15 protein-coding genes and 1 pseudogene are annotated in these 18,372 nt (G+C 59.2%); 9 read left to right on the top strand and 7 right to left on the bottom strand.

What is annotated here, in order from left to right; all coding sequences use genetic code 11:
* Positions 1–248 precede the first annotated feature (248 nt).
* Positions 249–449: pseudogene (locus ONZ54_RS13480) on the bottom strand (alanine dehydrogenase); the annotation flags it as partial.
* Between the two features lie 150 nt (positions 450–599).
* Between ONZ54_RS13480 and lrp the strand changes: the two are divergent.
* From lrp to miaE, 8 genes are all read left to right on the top strand, one after another.
* Positions 600–1,091 (top strand): leucine-responsive transcriptional regulator Lrp, encoded by a 492-nt coding sequence (gene lrp / locus ONZ54_RS13475; RefSeq protein ID WP_005300047.1) that lies wholly within the window; start codon positions 600–602, stop codon positions 1,089–1,091.
* A 202-nt stretch (positions 1,092–1,293) separates the two neighbouring features.
* On the top strand, positions 1,294–3,819 hold the full coding sequence (locus tag ONZ54_RS13470; protein ID WP_058394661.1) for a DNA translocase FtsK: 2,526 nt from the start codon (positions 1,294–1,296) through the stop codon (positions 3,817–3,819).
* A 77-nt stretch (positions 3,820–3,896) separates the two neighbouring features.
* Complete coding sequence (lolA, locus tag ONZ54_RS13465) at positions 3,897–4,505, top strand: outer membrane lipoprotein periplasmic chaperone LolA (RefSeq protein WP_005310741.1); 609 nt, start codon at positions 3,897–3,899, stop codon at positions 4,503–4,505.
* Positions 4,506–4,623: 118 nt separating this feature from the next.
* Complete coding sequence (locus ONZ54_RS13460) at positions 4,624–5,967, top strand: replication-associated recombination protein A (protein ID WP_271786414.1); 1,344 nt, start codon at positions 4,624–4,626, stop codon at positions 5,965–5,967.
* A 355-nt stretch (positions 5,968–6,322) separates the two neighbouring features.
* Positions 6,323–7,618 carry a serine--tRNA ligase gene (serS, locus tag ONZ54_RS13455; RefSeq protein WP_271786413.1) on the top strand — a complete coding sequence of 432 codons (1,296 nt, stop codon included), beginning with the start codon at positions 6,323–6,325 and terminating at the stop codon, positions 7,616–7,618.
* Between the two features lie 187 nt (positions 7,619–7,805).
* Entirely contained in the window at positions 7,806–8,294 is a 489-nt protein-coding gene (locus tag ONZ54_RS13450) for a CvpA family protein (RefSeq protein WP_271786412.1), read from the top strand.
* 21 nt (positions 8,295–8,315) lie between these two features.
* On the top strand, positions 8,316–9,836 hold the full coding sequence (gene purF / locus ONZ54_RS13445) for an amidophosphoribosyltransferase (RefSeq protein WP_005310748.1): 1,521 nt from the start codon (positions 8,316–8,318) through the stop codon (positions 9,834–9,836).
* Between the two features lie 223 nt (positions 9,837–10,059).
* On the top strand, positions 10,060–10,818 hold the full coding sequence (miaE, locus tag ONZ54_RS13440) for a tRNA isopentenyl-2-thiomethyl-A-37 hydroxylase MiaE (protein WP_271786411.1): 759 nt from the start codon (positions 10,060–10,062) through the stop codon (positions 10,816–10,818).
* Positions 10,819–10,974: 156 nt separating this feature from the next.
* Here the strand turns inward: miaE and ONZ54_RS13435 are convergent, their stop codons facing one another.
* The 6 genes from ONZ54_RS13435 to pspF all read right to left on the bottom strand — a co-directional run bounded on the left by ONZ54_RS13435 (position 10,975) and on the right by pspF (position 17,496).
* On the bottom strand, positions 10,975–11,760 hold the full coding sequence (locus tag ONZ54_RS13435) for a peptide ABC transporter ATP-binding protein (protein ID WP_005310752.1): 786 nt from the start codon (positions 11,758–11,760) through the stop codon (positions 10,975–10,977).
* Between the two features lie 34 nt (positions 11,761–11,794).
* A complete protein-coding gene (locus tag ONZ54_RS13430; protein WP_017411679.1) occupies positions 11,795–12,793 on the bottom strand; it encodes a peptide ABC transporter ATP-binding protein in 999 nt (332 codons plus the stop codon).
* Positions 12,793–13,686, bottom strand: coding sequence for an ABC transporter permease subunit (locus ONZ54_RS13425; protein ID WP_058394657.1), 894 nt, complete (start codon positions 13,684–13,686; stop codon positions 12,793–12,795). Before ONZ54_RS13425 ends, ONZ54_RS13430 begins: the two co-directional genes overlap by 1 nt.
* 35 nt (positions 13,687–13,721) lie before the next feature.
* Entirely contained in the window at positions 13,722–14,681 is a 960-nt protein-coding gene (locus tag ONZ54_RS13420; protein ID WP_005310757.1) for an ABC transporter permease, read from the bottom strand.
* A gap of 2 nt (positions 14,682–14,683) precedes the next feature.
* Entirely contained in the window at positions 14,684–16,279 is a 1,596-nt protein-coding gene (sapA, locus tag ONZ54_RS13415) for an ABC transporter substrate-binding protein SapA (protein ID WP_155603451.1), read from the bottom strand.
* 182 nt (positions 16,280–16,461) lie between these two features.
* Complete coding sequence (pspF, locus tag ONZ54_RS13410) at positions 16,462–17,496, bottom strand: phage shock protein operon transcriptional activator (protein ID WP_271786410.1); 1,035 nt, start codon at positions 17,494–17,496, stop codon at positions 16,462–16,464.
* A 195-nt stretch (positions 17,497–17,691) separates the two neighbouring features.
* Between pspF and pspA the strand changes: the two genes are divergently transcribed.
* Positions 17,692–18,372: a phage shock protein PspA gene (gene pspA, locus ONZ54_RS13405; protein ID WP_005310762.1), complete on the top strand. Its 681-nt coding sequence runs from the start codon at positions 17,692–17,694 to the stop codon at positions 18,370–18,372.

Below are 18,372 nucleotides of genomic sequence, written 5' to 3'. Positions count from 1 at the left end.
GTCAGGCAGAAGAGGAGCATGCGGGCTATTCAAATGAATAGAGATGCGTTCAGCCACTTTCTTCGTCATGGGCGGCAGCGTCAGGTCATTTCGGGCGGATGGTTTAGAGGGGGCCGCGATTGACGGATAGGGTCAGTGCCCGGGACCCAATGCAAACAGGTGGCACAACGGGATTAAAAGAGGGGATGTTCCCCGCGGATCAGGCATGCTTGATGTGCGGAGTTATCTGGTCTGGATGATCATCCGGTCTGGGCGAAAACGGCTGCTGCAGAGACCAAAATATCGGCACCGACAGCGCGATAATCTGCCTCATCCAAGCCAATGCCGCTTCCTGCGCCGCTTTGGACGAAAACAGTATGGTTTCGTGCTGTCAGTTCACGTACACTGGCCGGAACCATGTCTAGGCGATATTCATGGTTTTTTATTTCTTTAGGTACACCGATAATCATGCTATCCCTCGTCTATCGACCGGTGTTTTATGTTGCTTCAAGGTTACGTAACATTTGCGCCTAGCATATTCAGGTATTGACAGGATTTGTGACCATAATTATAAAATGACTGGTGATTCTTACCAAAAAATAGCCAAAGGATGGAATAAAATGATGGAAGCTAAGAGTCGGCTAAAGGATTTGGACAGGATTGACCGCAACATTCTGAATGAACTGCAAAAGGATGGCAGGATTTCGAACGTTGAGTTGTCCAAGCGAGTTGGCCTGAGTCCTACACCGTGTCTGGAACGGGTTCGTCGCCTCGAGCGACAAGGTTATATCGAAGGATATGCCGCTATTCTGAACCCTCATTATCTGGATGCGTCTCTGCTGGTGTTCGTGGAAATTACCCTCAATCGCGGTGCGCCGGATGTGTTTGAACAGTTCAACAAGGCTGTTCAGGTGCTTGAAGAGATCCAGGAGTGCCATCTGGTCTCCGGCGATTTCGACTATCTGCTCAAGACCCGCGTCAGCGACATGTCGGCCTATCGCCGCCTGCTGGGGGAAACCCTGCTGCGACTGCCCGGCGTCAATGACACCCGCACCTATGTGGTGATGGAAGAGGTCAAGCAGAGCAGTCGTCTGGTGATCAGCACCCGTTGAGTTGGGTTATGCTGTGGCTTGCCAGGCTAATGACAAGTCACGACAGTCAGAAACGAGCGGCCGGTCCGCTCGTTTCTTCTTATCGAGTTGGTTGTGAATATGGCCCAGCCCATCAGGCACTGGCTGACAATCGGTGGGCTTTTCAGGGATACTAGGCCCCCTTATCCCCCCGCATTATATGTTTTCAGAAAGGAGCCGGAGTTTGGCCGATAAAAAGCTGTTTACTCCTTTATCAGGTACACAACGGATCTTCGAAGCCGTCTTGATCGCCATCACTCTGATGGCTGCCTATCTCTTGCTTGCCCTGTTGTCCTATCATCCCGCCGATCCCGGTTGGTCGCAGACCTCCTGGCAAGGGGAGGTGAAGAACCTCGCCGGTAGCGCGGGGGCCTGGCTCGCCGATATCACCATGTTTACCTTTGGGGCTTTCTCCTATCTGGTTCCCCCCCTGGTGGTTTTATTGGGCTGGAGCCTGTTCTGGCGTCCGAGCCGGCTGCTGGATGTGGACTATCTCACCCTGTCGGTGCGCATCGTCGGCTTCGTGCTGACCGTGCTCGGCATGTCCGCCATTGCCAGCATGAACTTCAATGACATGCAGAATTTTTCCGCCGGTGGCCTGGTGGGGGACGTGATCGCCTCCGCCGTGGTGCCGCTGTTTGGCGGCGTCGGTGCCAATCTGATGCTGCTCTGCTTCGTGGCAACCGGCATCACACTGTTTACCGGCTGGTCCTGGCTCACCATAGTCGAGCGGATTGGCGCCACCTGTACCGGTTCGGTCAGCGCCATCTACCACTTCCCCACTACACTGGGTCGCTGGTTGACCGGTGGCTGGCGTCAGCCCCGTTACGAGGGAGCCGATCCCTTACTGGAAGGGGGTGTCGGTGCCCTCGAGCTCGATGATGAAGACGAGGATGAGCCGCACTCCAGCTGGACCCGTCGTCCCAAGGGTAACGGTACCGCCAAGGGCCAGAAGGCAACCTCCGATGAGTGGCTGCCGGAGCTCGATGACGATACCTTCCAGTTCGACCCGCAGTTTGATGATGAAGATGACGAGCCGGCACCCGTGGCCAAACCCAAGCGCGCTGCCGCTGCCAATGCCCGTCGCCAGCCGGCCCTGACCACGGCAGATGACGAGGATGACGAATTCGATCTGCCCTGGGCCGAGGGTGAGGATGAGCCGGTCGCACCGGTTGCCGCCGCGCCGGGCAAGCCCAAGCGCCGTGTGCAACTGAGCATGCCTCCCTTGCCGAGCATTGAGCTGCTGGACAGACCGCCCGCAAAGACTCAGATGATGAGCAAAGACGAGCTGGACCGTATGGGCCGTTTGGTGGAAGCCAAGCTGGCCGACTACAACGTGCAGGCCAAGGTGGTCGGTGTCTATCCGGGCCCTGTCATCACCCGTTTCGAGCTGGATCTGGCCCCTGGCATGAAGGCGAGCAAGATCACCAACCTGTCGCGGGACTTGGCCCGCTCCCTCTCCGCCAGCAGTGTGCGGGTGGTGGAAGTGATCCCGGGCAAGACTTTCGTCGGTATCGAGTTGCCCAATCGGGTGCGCCAGACCGTTTACCTGCGCGAGACCCTCGATTGCGATGCTTTCCGCGATAGCCGCAACCCCCTTACCATGGGGCTCGGTCAGGACATTGCAGGGGAGCCCGTGGTGGTGAATCTGGCCAAGATGCCGCACTTGCTGGTGGCCGGTACGACCGGTTCGGGCAAGTCGGTGGGGGTCAACACCATGATCATCTCCATGCTCTACAAGTCGTCCCCGGACGATCTGCGTTTCATCATGATCGACCCCAAGATGCTGGAGCTCTCTGTCTACGAAGGGATCCCTCATCTGCTGACCGAGGTGGTCACCGACATGAAGGATGCTGCCAACGCCCTGCGCTGGTGTGTGGGCGAGATGGAGCGCCGTTACAAGCTGATGTCGGCGGTCGGGGTGCGTAACCTCAAGGGCTACAACGACAAGGTATTGGCCGCGGCTGCTGAGGGTGAACCGATGCGGGATCCCTTGTGGCGCCCGGGTGACTCCATGGATCAGATGCCGCCGGAGCTGGAAAAACTGCCCCACATAGTGGTGGTGGTGGACGAATTTGCCGACATGATGATGATTGTCGGCAAGAAGGTCGAAGAGCTCATCGCTCGTATTGCCCAGAAAGCGCGGGCCGCCGGTATTCACCTCATACTGGCGACCCAGCGTCCCTCTGTGGATGTGATCACCGGTCTTATCAAGGCCAACATACCGACCCGGATCTCGTTCCAGGTGTCGAGCAAGATCGACTCGCGTACCATTCTGGATCAGGGCGGTGCCGAATCCCTGCTTGGCATGGGCGACATGCTCTACATGCCGGCCGGCACCTCCAACCCCACCCGTGTCCACGGCGCCTTCGTCGATGATCACGAGGTACACAAGGTGGTGGCGGACTGGAAACTGCGCGGTGAGCCCAACTACATCGAAGAGATCCTCTCCGGTGAGTCGGGCGGCGAGGGCGGCAGCAGCGAATATGGCGGTGGTGGCGACGAAGAGCTCGACCCCCTGTTTGACGAGGCGGTGGCCTTTGTGGTGGAGTCGCGCCGTGGCTCGACGTCCAGCGTGCAGCGCAAATTCAAGATTGGTTACAACCGTGCGGCTCGTCTCATCGAGCAGATGGAAAATCAGGGTATCGTCAGCTCGCCGGGCGGCAATGGTCAGCGCGATGTGCTGGCACCGCCGCCGGTACGGGACTAAGGCTCACCCTTCCTCTACCCTGGCCATGCCCTCACCGGGCGTGGCCTTTTATCGAGAGCGTCTTCATGAAAAGCGTGATGAAAAAACAACTGTTGATAGGGTCTGTATTGCTGGTTGCCAGCAGTCAGGTGTGGGCGGATGCGGCCAGCAGCCTCAAGCAGAAGCTGGCCGATGTGAGCCTCTTCTCCGCCAAGTTTGCCCAGACCGTCTACGACAGCAAGGGCAAGGAGCTGCAAAAGGCCGGTGGCGATCTGCTGGTGCAGCGCCCGAATCGTTTCAACTGGCATACCACCTCGCCGGACGAGAGCCTGATAGTGGCGGATGGCAAGGACGTCTGGGTCTATGACCCCTTCGTCGAGCAGGTAACCGCCCTCAAACTCAAGGATGCGGTCCTCAATACCCCCTTCATCCTGATCGCCGGCAACGATGACAAATTCTGGAAGCACTATGACGTGACCCAAGAAGGGAATGTCTACACCGTTACCAGCCGCAACAAGGATGAGCTGATCGCTTCCTTTCGCGTCACGTTCGACAGGCAGAACAACATCAGTCGTTTCGATGTGAAAGAGGCACAGGGGCAGTGGAGCGAATTCACCCTGAGCAGTTTCAACCGAAAGCCGGTGCTCAAGGGCAACGAATTTGTCTTCAAGATCCCGAAGGGGGTCGAGCTGGACGACCAGCGCTGATGAGCAATTTCTCTTTGGATGTCTCGTCGGGCCATCACCTGCTGGCGGCCCGCATGATGTCTTTGGATCTATCGTCGAGCTGTCCGCCACTGGCGGTCGGCATGACGCTGGATGGTCAATGCAGATGAGCAATTTATCGCTGGATTTTTCGTCGGACTTTCGTCCGCTGGCGGCCCGGATGCGGCCGCAAAACCTCGACCAGTATATAGGTCAGCAGCATATCCTGGGGCCTGACAAGCCCCTGCGCAAAGCGATCCTGGCCGGTCACTGCCACTCCATGATTTTTTGGGGGCCGCCCGGCACCGGCAAGACCACCCTCGCCGAGCTGATGGCCCACTACTGCCAGGCCGAGGTGGAGCGGCTCTCCGCGGTGACCTCCGGCATCAAGGAGATCCGCGCCGCCATCGACAAGGCGAAGGAGAACAGCTGGCGCGGGGTGCGCACCATCCTCTTCGTCGATGAGGTGCACCGCTTCAACAAGAGCCAGCAGGATGTGTTCCTGCCCCACATCGAAGATGGCACCATCACCTTCATCGGTGCCACCACCGAAAACCCCTCGTTCGAACTCAACAACGCACTGCTCTCCCGGGCCCGGGTCTATCTGCTCAAGCGGCTGGAAGAGGACGACATCCTCGCCATGATCGATCAGGCAATGACAGACTCCCGCGGCCTCAATGATCCGGCACTCACCTTTGCCCCCGGAGTGAAGGAGGCGCTGGCCAAAGCCGTGGATGGTGACGGGCGCAAATCCCTCAACTATCTGGAGCTGCTGGCCGACATGGCCGAGACCAATGGGGCAGGGGAGAGGGTGATCGACAGTGCCCTGCTCGCCGCCGTGGTGGGTGAGCATGTGGCGCGCTTTGACAAGGGCGGCGATCACTTCTACGACCTCATCTCGGCGGTGCACAAGTCCATTCGCGGCTCTGCCCCCGATGCGGCGCTCTACTGGTATGCCCGCATGGTGAGCGCAGGTTGCGATCCCCTCTACATCGCCCGCCGCTTGCTGGCGATTGCCTCGGAAGATGTGGGCAATGCCGATCCGCGTGCCATGCAGGTGGCGTTATCGGCCTGGGATTGCTTCCACCGCATCGGTCCTGCCGAAGGGGAGCGGGCCATCGCCCAGGCCATCGTCTACCTCGCCTGCGCTCCCAAGAGCAATGCGGTCTACACCGCCTGGAAAGCGGCGCTCAACGACGCCAAAAACCTGCCTGACTTCGAGGTGCCGCCGCACCTTCGCAACGCACCCACCAAGCTGATGAGCGATCTGGGCTATGGCGCCGAGTATCGCTATGCCCACGACGAACCCGGGGCCTATGCTGCCGGGGAGAGCTATTTCCCGCCACAGCTGGCTGGCAAGCAGTACTACCAGCCCACGGATCGCGGTCTCGAGAAGCAGATCGCCCAGAAGCTCGATTATCTCCACGAGCTGGATAAACAGAGCCCACGCAAGCGGGACACCTGACAGGGCGAGCCAGCCTATGTGCATTCGACTAAGTGTGCTGGGTGATCCCCGGTGCTATATGAGCCTTGCATCGTCAAGGGGCCAGCAGGGGGCGTATTTGCCCTTACATGGCAGGTAACGTCAGTAAAAACGACATAAATAGTCCCTGTTCGCGCGGGGGGGCGGTCTGATACACTGCCCCTCTGACCCCGCTTGTCTTGGCCTTGCGCCATCTTCTTGATTTCGAAGGCCTGATTTTGAAGGCCCGAAGCTGAAGACGATAGGGGTGCGCCAACCGATGTTAACTTCCGGATCTGTTTTCTCGCCCGGTCTGATGACCCAGGCCCAGATCCCATTTTAAAAAAGTAGGTAAACCATGCTGGATCCCAAATATCTGCGTAGCGAGATCGATGAAGCTGCCACTCGTCTGGCGACACGTGGCTACGTTCTGGACGTAGCGGCTGTCAATGCTCTGGAAGAGAAACGCAAGGATCTGCAGTCCCGTACCCAGGAGCTGCAGGCCGAGCGCAATGCCCGCTCCAAGTCCATCGGTGAGGCTGCCCGTCGTGGTGAAGATGTGGTCCCGCTCAAGGCCGAGGTGACCAAGATCAACGACGAGCTTGAAACCAGCAAGGTTGAGCTCGACGCGCTGCTGACTGAGATCAAGTCCATCTCCGATGCCATTCCCAACCTGCCGAGTGACACCACACCGGTGGGTCGTGACGAGAACGACAACGTTGAAGTGCGCCGCTGGGGTACCCCGCGTGCGTTCGACTTCCCGGTGCGCGATCACATCGATCTCGGTGAAGCGGCCAAGGGCGTTGACTTCAAGAACGGCGTCAAGCTGTCCGGTGCCCGCTTCGTGGTGATGAAGGGCCAGATTGCCCGCCTGCACCGTGCGCTGGCGCAGTTCATGCTGGACTTGCACACCCTGCAGCACGGCTACACCGAGTGCTACGTGCCTTATCTGGTGAACCCGGACAGCCTGTACGGTACCGGCCAGCTGCCCAAGTTCTCCCTGGACCTGTTCAATACCGGTATCGAGGGCGAAGGGGAAGACGAGGGCAAGGTGCGCAAGTTCTCCCTGATCCCGACCTCCGAAGTGCCGCTCACCAACATGGCCCGCGACGAAATCTTCGATGAGCAGGAGCTGCCCATCAAGATGACGGCCCACAGCCCCTGCTTCCGTTCCGAAGCCGGTTCTTATGGCCGTGACACCCGCGGCCTCATCCGCATGCACCAGTTCGACAAGGTCGAGATGGTGCAGCTGGTTCACCCGGAAAAGTCCTGGGAAGCGCTGGAAGAGATGGCCGGTCACGCCGAGAAGGTGCTGCAACTGCTGGAGCTGCCGTATCGCGTGATGGCGCTGGCCACCGGTGACATGGGCTTCTGCGCCGCCAAGACCTACGATCTGGAAGTGTGGCTGCCGGCCCAGAACACCTACCGCGAGATCTCCTCCGTCTCCAACTGCACCGATTTCCAGGCGCGCCGCATGCAGGCTCGCGTGCGTATCGATGGCAAGCCCCAGCTGCTGCACACCCTGAATGGCTCCGGCCTGGCAGTGGGTCGCACCCTGGTGGCCGTGATGGAGAACTACCAGCAGGAAGATGGCCGCATCGCCATCCCGGCGGCGCTGCAATCCTACATGGGCGGTCTGACCCACATAGGCTAAGCGCACTCGCGTAAATACAACGCCATGGCCATGCCATGGCGTTGTGCGTTTGGGCGCCAAATCTTCGCGTTGGCGCCGAAAAAAGTGCTTCATCCGGCCCCCGGTCGAACATTTAACACATTTTTATCAAGCATTGCGCAATCGTTTTTGTTAGACTGCGCCGCAATTTCGCAGGACACTTTTTCCTATGGTCTGGATTGATTACGCCATCATCGGCATCGTCGGTTTCTCCGCCCTCATCAGCCTGGTGCGCGGCTTCGTCAAGGAGGCCATGTCCCTTGTCACCTGGTTTATCGCCTTCTTTATCGCCAGCCATTTCTATCCCGATCTCGCCGTCTATTTCACCTCGTTCTCCGATCCCCTGATACGCAACGGCCTGGCCATTGCAGCCCTGTTCGTGGCTACCCTGATCCTGGGCGGCGTGGTGAACTACGTGGTGGGTTTGCTGGTGGAAAAGACCGGCCTGTCAGGAACGGATCGGGTGCTTGGCATCTGTTTTGGCGCCATTCGCGGAGTGCTGATCGTCAGTGCCCTGCTGTTTTTTATGGATACCTTCACCAGCCTCTCCCAGAGCGACTGGTGGGTGGCATCCAAGCTGGTACCCGAGTTCAAACCGGTTATCCAGTGGTTTTTCGGGTTCATGTTGAACTCATCCAGTTTTCTTAAACAGGTATAGTGACTTCGAGGTAGCAAAGACATGTGTGGTATTGTCGGTATAGTTGGCACCACCCCCGTCAATCAGGCCCTCTACGACGCCTTGACGGTGTTGCAGCACAGGGGACAGGATGCCGCCGGGATCGTGACCATAGACAGTGGAAACTTCCGGCAACGCAAGGCCAACGGCCTGGTGAAGGACGTGTTTGAAGTGCGTCACATGCAGCGACTGAAGGGGCATATCGGCATAGGTCATGTCAGATATCCCACCGCAGGCAGCTCAAGTGCCGCTGAAGCCCAACCTTTTTACGTGAACTCTCCCTACGGCATGGTGCTGGCCCACAACGGCAACCTCACCAACGCCAAGGATCTCAAGGAGCAGCAGTTCAAGGTGGCCCGTCGTCACATCAACACCACCTCCGATTCGGAAGTGCTGCTGAACGTGCTGGCCCACGAGCTGGATCTCTGCGACAAGATGGCGCTGCGTCCGGAGGATATCTTTTCTGCGGTGCGCAAGACCCATCAGCAGATCCGTGGCGCCTATGCCGTCGTCTCCCTGGTGATTGGTCATGGCCTCATCGGATTTCGTGATCCCAACGGCATTCGTCCGCTGATCCTGGGTCGTCGGGCAGACGAGCAGGGCCAGGTGGAGTACATGCTCGCCTCCGAGAGCGTGGCGCTTGACGCCATCGGTTTCGAGACGGTGCGCGATGTTGCGCCGGGTGAAGCCATCTACATTACCGAGCAGGGCCAGCTCTTCTCCGAGCAGTGTGCGGAAAACCCGCAGATGAGCTCCTGCATCTTCGAATATGTCTACTTCGCCCGTCCCGACTCGTGCATCGACAAGGTCTCCGTCTACGCCGCCCGCCTCAACATGGGTCGCAAGCTGGGCCAGAAGATTGCGCGCGAGTGGGAAGATCTCGATGTGGATGTGGTTATCCCCATCCCGGAGACCTCCTGTGACGTGGCGCTGGAGATAGCCCATACCCTGAACCTGCCGTACCGTCAGGGCTTCGTGAAGAACCGCTACATAGGCCGTACCTTCATCATGCCGGGCCAGACCCAGCGCAAGAAATCGGTACGCCGCAAGCTCAACGCCATCAGCTCCGAATTCAAGGGCAAGAAGGTGTTGTTGGTGGATGACAGCATAGTGCGCGGTACTACCTCTGAGCAGATCATCCAGATGGCCCGAGAAGCGGGCGCGGCCAAGGTCTACTTCGCCTCGGCGGCACCGGAAATCCGTTTCCCCAACGTCTATGGCATCGATATGCCGACCGCCAACGAGCTGATCGCCCACGGCCGGGAAGTGGAAGAGGTGTGTGCACTGATTGGTGCCGATGGCCTGATTTTCCAGGATCTGGAAGATCTGGAAGAAGCGGTGCGGGAGATCAACCCCGAGTTGCGCCACTTCGAGACCTCGGTGTTCAACGGTCACTATGTCACCTCCGACGTGGATCAGTCCTATCTGGATCACTTGAACGCCATGCGCAGCGATGACAACAAGGCGGTGCGTGAGTGGCAGGAAGGCACCAGCAATCTGGAAATTTTCAACGAAGGCAGTTAAACGTTTTCGTTGTCAATGACAGAGATGAGATGGGGGCTGCGGCCCCCATTGTTGTGTCTGGGCAATGGGGGAGGGATTTTATCTGATTGAAAAAAAAGCACTTATGCAGCCGGGTATGGGCAGTGGCGGCGGGATCCGCTAGCATAGTAGCCCTGTCGCGCCCTTCGCGCAGTCGTATCCACTCGACTAAATGCCGTATCAACCAGAACAGACGAGAATTCAGATGGATGACTTGTTAGCCCCCGTGCGCCAGTTTTTGCAGTGTGAGACCCCGGACGAGTGGGTGGCAATGGCGCGCGATCCCGCCCATCTGCCCACCCTGCTTATCGATCACGCCAACTGCGAGAACAAGGCTGCGCTCACAGCCCACAGCCTTGTGCGTCGCTATTGCCTGCCCAAGGGAAAACGTCATCTGCTGCCCAAGCTGGAATTCTATCGGGAGCTGGATGCCATCCCGGAGAAGGCCGAGATCCTGGGCAAGCGCAGCATGGGGGAGTCCGATCGCACCGTGTTTGAGGAGCTGGCCCGCAACCCGCTGCTGTTTCCCATGGTGCGCCTCATCCAGGAGGAGCTGCACCACTTTGAGCAGGTACTGGCGCTGATGGCCGCGCGCAACATCCCCTATGGCCCCGTGACCGCCTCCCGCTACGCCCGCAACCTGATGCAGCATGTACGCACCCACGAGCCTGCAACCATAGTTGACAAGCTGATCATCGGTGCCTACATAGAGGCGCGATCCTGCGAGCGTTTTGCCAAGCTGGCGCCCCATCTGGACGAGGAGCTGGGCCGCTTCTATGTCTCCCTGCTGCGCTCCGAGGCGCGCCATTATCAGGACTATCTGGCCCTGGCTGAGCAATATGCGGGTGAGGATATCAGCTCGCGGGTCGCGTATTTTGGCAAACTCGAAGCCGAGCTTATCTGCTCGCCGGATCCGCAGTTCAGGTTCCATAGCGGGCTGCCTGTCAGATCTGACAGTTGTTGATGTAAAGGGGGCTGCCTACCATGACCCTGTTCCTACTACGAGCGACGCATCATTTTTGAGCGCAATTCCCGGCCCCTGAGCCGGGATTTTTTTGCGCGTTTTCAAGCAGGTGAGCAGGGGTGAGTGCCGGTGCCTGGGCTGGCACCGGCCACGGGATCAGCGGCGGTATTCGTTGTTGTAGTTCTGGATCAGGCGGCGGGTCACCTCATGCTGGGGATCGGCGAACACCTTGAGGGTTTTGCCGCGCTCCACCACTCGTCCGTCGTGCATCACCAGCACCTCGTCACTGATGTGGCTGACTACCCCCAGATCGTTGGCTACCAGCACATAGCTCAGTCCCATGGTCTCCTGCATCTCCAGCAGCAGGTTGATGATCTGGGAGCGTACCGAGATATCCAGGGTGGAGAGCGCCTCATCGGCTACCACTATCTTGGGATTGAGAATGAGCGCCCGTGCCAGCGCCACCCGCTGTTGCTGACCGGCGGAGAGCATCTGGGGGTAGAAGAGGGCGTGATCCGGCAGCATGCCCACCATGCGCAGGGTCTGTACTACCTTGTCGTGGCGCTCCTCGTCACTCATTTCGGTGTTGAGCCGCAGCGGTGTCTCCAGGATCTGGCCGACCCGGATCTTGCGATTGAGGGAGGAGTTGGGGTCCTGGAAGATCATGCGCAGCAGCTTGCAGCGGGTCTGGTAGTCGCCGTGGACCAGGGTCTGACCCTCGATGGCGATGTCGCCGCTGGTGGGCTCTATCATGCCGGCCAGGATCCGTGCCAGGGTACTCTTGCCGGAGCCGGCTTCACCGACGATGGCTAGCGTCTGGCCCACGTCCAGATCAAACGAGAGCGGCTTGATGGCTTCCACCGCCCGGCGGCGAAACAGGCCGGTGCGGTTTTGATAGGTCTTGCTAAGGCCTCTGACCTGCAACAGGGAGGGTTCAATCACAAGCTGTGCTCCTTGACGGGGGCGTTAACGAACATCATTTTTTCGGCTCCTCCATGTTCAGCGGGAAGTGGCAACTGAACTGGTGGCCCTTGATCTTGCTCATCAGCGGCGTTTGTACGCACTGCTTCTGGGCATAGGGGCAACGGGGACCGAGTCGGCAACCTATGGGCAGATGCTGCAGCGGTGGAATGACACCGGGCAGGGTTTCGAGTCGCGACTTGTGGCGCACCAGCTTGTCAAAGTCGGGAATGGACTTGAGCAAGGCATCGGTATAGGGGTGGTGCGGGGTATCCAGGATCTGATCCCGGGTACCAACCTCCACCATCTGGCCGCAGTACATCACGTTGATGGTGTCGGTCAGGTTGGCGATGGCGGCAATGTCGTTGCTGATGATGAGAATGGTGGTGTTGCCCAGCTTGTTCATCTTGTCCAGCAGCCGCAGGATCTGGGAGTGGGTTGTGGACTCCATGGCGCTGGTGGGCTCATCGGCTACCAGCAGGCGCGGCTTGTTGGCAATGGCCATGGCGATCATCACCTTCTGACACATGCCGTCGGAGAGCTCGTGCGGATAGGCGCGCATCACCTTGCGGTGATCCTTGACGCCGACCCTGTGCAGCAGCGCGATGGCTTTTTTCTTGCGCCACTGGAAGCGTTGCCAGAATTTCCCTTCAAACGAATCGGTCGGGATAGCCTCTTCCAGTTGGGCGCCAATCTCCCCGGACGGATCCAGGCAGCTGATGGGGTCCTGAAAGATCATGGCTATCTCGCGGCCCATGATCCGGCGCCGCTCCTTGGGGGCCATGGTCAGCAGATCCATGTCGTTGAAGCGCATCCGATCGGCACGTACCGTCCAGTTGTCTTTCTGGATGCCGACGATCACTTTGGCAATCAAGCTCTTGCCGGAGCCGGATTCCCCCACCAGGCCGCGGATCTCCCCCTCGGTCAGGGTCAGGCTCACCTTGTCCACCGCCTTGACCTTGCCCTGTGGCGTGTCAATTTCGATGGTAAGGTTGCGTATGTCGAGCAAGGGCATTAATCATTCCCCTCTTTGAGTGCTTCGCGAATGCCTTCACCCACTAAATTGGTCACCAGTACGCTGAACAGTATGGCCATGCCCGGCAGGGTCACGGTCCAGGGGGCGAGATAGATGAGATCGCTCGAGTCGGCCAGCATGGCACCCCACTCCGGTTGGGGAGACTGGGCACCGAGACCGAGAAAACCCACCGCCGAGATATCGAGGATAGCGGCAGAGAGGGTGCGAGTGGTCTGGGCGACCAGGGTCTCCACTATGTTCGGCAGTATGGCCAGACGCATGATACGAAACGGGGGCGATCCATCGAGGCGGCTGGCAATGATGTACTCCTTTTGCATCTCGGTGTGAACGGCGTTGTAGGTCGCCCGGATGAAGGGAGGGATCAGCGCCAGCGTGATGGCGATCAGGGTGTTGAACAGGCCGGGCCCCAGAATGGCGACCATGATGATGGCCAGCAGCAGGGAAGGGATGGAGAGCAGGGTGTCGAGCAGGTGGTGCAGTACGCTCGATTTGAGCCCCTTGCTCATGCCGCCCAGGATGCCGATGGCGGTGCCGGCCACCATGGCGATCAGCACCACCAGCAAGGCATTGCCGAAGGTGAAGCGCGCGCCCACCACCAGACGGGAGAGGATGTCACGGCCCAGATCGTCTGTGCCAAGGAAGTAGTCTATGTTGCCGCTGTTGGCCCAGGAGGGGGCCAGCAGCAGGCGGGAGCTGTGTTGATCATCGATGCCGTAGGGCACCAGCAATGGGCCAATGAGGGTGATGAGCAGCAGGATCACGAAGCACCAGAGTGCCCCCATTGCCAGTGGATTGCGGCGATAGGAGGCCCAGGTCTGCTCCAGCGGGGAGAGGATCTTGAGCTCGGGGTAGAGGCTAGTCTTGTCTTGCATAGGATTCCTGGCTCCAGGTCATGCCATGAGCACGTTCAGTCTTGTTTTGCATAGAGTTCTTTGCGCCGCGCCGGATAGATGATGGTGGTGAGCAGCTCTGTACTGACGCTGGTAAAAATGACGAAACCAGCCACTACCAGGGTGGCGCCCCGGATGGCGGCATAGTCCTGCAGGGCTATGCTGCTGATGAGCCAGCGGCCGATCCCGTGCCACTCGAACACCACCTCCGTGATCATGGCGGAGGTGAGCACGCTGCCCAGCTGCAGACCCAGCAGCGGCAACACGGGGGGCAAGGCATTCTTGAGGCCATGGCGCCAGACAATTTGCCGGCGGGAGAGACCACGGCTCGCGGCTGCCTTGATGTAGTTCTGCTTCATCACGTCGATGAGGGAGCTGCGCACGTGGCGGATCACCTCTGTGGTGGGCACCACCGCCAGTACCAGCGAGGGCAGGATCAAGTGGCGCAGGGCGTCGTGCAGCGCCGCCTGGCGCCAGGGTTCATGGCTCATCAACACGTCGATCAGTGCTATGCCGGTAATGGAGGGCACGTCATAGAGCAGACTGATCTGGCCGGAGGCGGGCAACCAGCCGAGATCCAGCGAGAAGAACATCACCACCAGCAGCGCCAGCCAGAACACAGGTACCGCGTAGCCGATTAGGCCGGCGGTCATGATGGAGAGATCCAGCGGCTTGCCTTGTGAGAGTGCCGCCAGGGTGCCCAGCGGAATGCCCACCAGCAGCGAGATGGCAAATGCCGTTGCACAGAGGATCAGGGTGGCCGGGAAGTAGTGGCGGATCTCGTCTAGCACAGGCAGACCTGAGACACTGGAAAGCCCCAGATCCCCGTCCAGAATGTTGCTCAGAAAGTCAGGATAACCGCTCCAGAAGCTGGCTTGCAGGCCGATGAGCCGATAATCCAGCAGGTAGGCGACAAAGGTCAGCGCCAGCAGGGTAATAAGCAGCAGGCTGATGCGGCGCAGAATATAGAGAAACATGCTTACTCCCTGTGTGCTTGGTAGAAGACGGTGCCGCCAAAAGGCATCAGGGAAAGTCCCTCAATGTCGCTGCGACTGACCTGGGTGCGCAGGGCATGGGCCAGCGGAATGAGCGGCAACTGCTCGTTGAGCAGGGTCTGGGCGTAATAGTAGTTGCGCAACCGGAACGCCAGCTGGGGTGTGGTCACAGCGTCATCCAGCAGTTGATCGAAGGCCGGGCTGCACCAGCGGCTGTAGTTGTTGCCACGCTCGACGGCGGTGCAGCTCAGCAACTGGCGAAAGAAGTTGTCGGGGTCGGCGTTGTCGGCAATCCAGCCCGACAGCAGGCTGTCATAGTGGCCATGGGCGAGGCGCGTCTCGATGACAGGCCACTCCTGCTGCACGATTTTCAGCTTGATGCCGACCTTGGCCAGATCGCTGCGCATCAGCTGGGCTGTCTTGAGGGCATCCGGATTGTAGGGGCGCGAGCCCGGCTGTACCAGCACCTGCATCTCGAATCCGTGCTCAAGCCCGGCTTCCTTGAGCAGCTGACGTGATCGCTTCAAGTCTTGCTGACGCATAGGCAGAGAAGGATTGTAGCCCCAGGAGAGGGGAGGGAGCAGGCTGTTGGCCGGTTGTCCTGTCTCGAAGTAGACCGCTTGCAACAGGTTGTCGATATTGATGGCACTGGCGATGGCCTGACGTACCTGTACCTTGTTGAAGGGTGCCTTGCGGGTGTTGAGGGCAAGGAAGGCCACGTTCATGCCCGACTGTATGGACAGGCTCAGTTTCGGGTTCTGCTTGATCACCGACAACTGGCTGGCAACGGGGGTACTCATCACATCGCACTCGCCCGTCAGCAGCTTGGCCAGTCGCTTGGCAGACTTTGGCGTGATGTCATAGACCAGTTGTTCAATCTTGGCTTCGCCGCCCCAGTAACCCGGGTGGCGCAGGTAACGCACATATTCGTTGTGGCGATACTCCTTGAAGCTGAACGGACCTGTTCCGACCGGTTGGGTGTCCAGCAGTGCCTGTGTGCCAGCGCTGCGCATCTGGTCGGCATATTCGGCGGAGAGCACTATGGCGTAGTCGCTGGCCAGCGTGGCGAGGAAGGAGGCATCCGGCCGATTCAGTTCAAACACCACCTGCAGCTGTCCCTTCTTGTAGACCCGCTTGATAAGTTGATCCAGCCCCAGGCTGTAGAAGTAGGGATACTCGCCCCCCGAAATGGCGTGATAGGGGTGCTGCTTGTCCAGCAGCCGCTGCCAAGTGAACAGCACATCGTCGGCATTCAGGTTGCGTGAGGGATTGAACCAGGGGGTGTGGTGAAAGGTGACGCCCTTGCGCAGAGTCAGTGTGTAAGAGAGACCATCTTCACTCACGTTCCAGCGGGTGGCGAGCCCCCCTTCCAGCGCCAGCGTGTTGGGGTTCACCTCCAGCAGACGATCGTAGAGCGGGCGGGAGCTGGCATCCAGGGTCACCCCGGAGTTGGAGACCTGGGGATTGAAGGTCTGGGGCGAGCCTTCCGCACAGTAGATGAGTCCCGTCCTGGACGCGTCGTCTTGTTTCTGACAACCGGTAACCAGCACCAGCAATCCAAGCAGCAAGGGTTTGAGCATTCTCATTGTAGAACCATGTTTTTATACAAATGTGCCAGCATCGGGGCTGGCGAGTTGCAGGAGTCGGCCTGAACCGGGCTTACTGTGGTTTCAATCCGCATCGTTATCACTATCCTGCAGCGGGTATTTGCGCCGTATGCCACGGCACTGGTGATAGCGCAGGGCCAGCATTTCCTGTGGCGTCAATCCGCATCGTTATCACTGTCCAGCAGCTGGTATTTGCGCAGCATGCCACGGAACTGGTGATAACTCAGGGCCAGCAACTGGGCGGCTTTGCGCTGATTATACTGGGATTGCTGCATGGCTTGCTTGAGTAAATTAATCTCGTACTCCGCCACCGCGCTTTTGAGATCCAGCGGCAGGCTCTGAGCGGCCGGGTTAGTCTGTGGCAGGCTCTCACTGGCGATGTGCATGGCAGGGGCGCCTTGCGCACGGGGCCGCCAGGGGGAATCGAACGGGTTGAGCACCAGATCCGAGAGCGGCAACTGGGGATTGCCCTGACGATAGATGCTGCGCTCCACCACGTTCTTGAGCTCCCGCACGTTGCCGGGCCAGGGGTAATCCAGCAGCAGCTGGGTCGCCTTGCGCGAAAATCCGGCAAACAGGGGATAACCCAGCTCCCGGGTCATGCCGTGGGCGAAGTGCTCCGCCAGCATCAGTATGTCCTCGCGCCGCTCCCGCAAGGGGGGCAGAGTGATGACATCAAAGGCAAGCCTGTCCAGCAAGTCGTGGCGAAAGTGCCCCTTGTCGGCCAACGCGGGCAGATCCTCGTTGGTGGCACACACCAGCCGTACATCCACCTTGAGGGCTTTGGCTCCACCTACTCGCTCGAATTCACCGTATTCAATGACCCGCAGCAGTTTTTCCTGTACCCGGGCGCTGGTGGTCGCCAGCTCGTCGAGGAACAGAGTACCGCCATCGGCGCGCTCGAACCGGCCCTGATGGCGCTTGGCTGCGCCGGTGAAGGATCCTGCCTCGTGGCCGAACAGCTCGGTTTCCAGCAGGCTCTCGCTCAAGGTGGCGCAGTTGATGGTGACAAAGCTTTGATCCCAACGCCCCGAGAGATAATGTAGGCGATGGGCGATGAGCTCCTTGCCCGTTCCCCGTTCGCCGATGATCAGCACGGGTTTGCGCAGCGGTGCGAGGCGGGAGGCCTGCTCAATGATCTCGAGGAATGCGTTGGATTCCCCCAACAGGCTTTCCGTGGCCGTGCTCATAGTGATCCCTGTCAGTTGTAAAATCTGGTCAATCTTACCAAAAGTTGGTGATTTTAATCATCACTTGCATGGGGTATCTTGAAACTCGACCCATAGGCCCCATATAAATCAACAAGTTAAATTCTGTTCCAGATTGGCACACAAGTTGCCATTGTCAATGGAGAAACAACGTATGCCAACCACAGGAGTTCTATCATGAGTATTTTTTCCCGTCTGGCCGACATCATCAATTCGAACCTGACGTCCCTGCTCGACAAGGCAGAAGATCCCCAGAAGATGGTGCGCCTGATCATCCAAGAAATGGAAGATGAACTGGTGAAGGAGCGCTCCAATCTGGCTCGCTTCCTTGCCAGCCAGAAAGAGATAGGCCGTCAGGTCAGTCGCCATCAGGAGCGAGTGAACGAGTGGCAGGGCAAGGCCGAGCTGGCGCTGGCCAAGGGGCGCGAAGATCTGGCGCGTGCCGCCCTTATCGAGAAGAAGAAGCAGAGCGAGCTGGCCGAAACCCTCTATCGCGAGCAGCAGGCAGTGGACAGCGGCATCGAGAAACTGGGTGACGAAATACGTCAGCTGGAAGCCAAGCTGGAAGATGCCCGCAGCCGTCAAAAAGCGATGGCGATCCGCACCGAAGCTGCCAGCAGCCGCCTCAATGTGCAGAGCCAGGTTGCCCGTGGCGACAGTCAGGCCGTGGTCAGCAAGTTCGAGCGCATGGAGCGTCGCATCGACGAGATGGAAGCCCGTGCCGATCTGGGACAATCGGACAAGGCCCTGGCCCAGCAGTTTGCCGAGCTGGAAGCCGACGATCAGATAAGCAAAGAGCTCGAGGCCATGCGTCAGAAGCTGGGCCAGGGCGACACCACACCAAAACAGGGAGAGTAA

This window comes from Aeromonas salmonicida (assembly GCF_028355655.1).
Classification (GTDB): Bacteria; Pseudomonadota; Gammaproteobacteria; order Enterobacterales; family Aeromonadaceae; genus Aeromonas; species Aeromonas salmonicida.
This window is presented reverse-complemented; position numbering and strand designations above follow the sequence as displayed.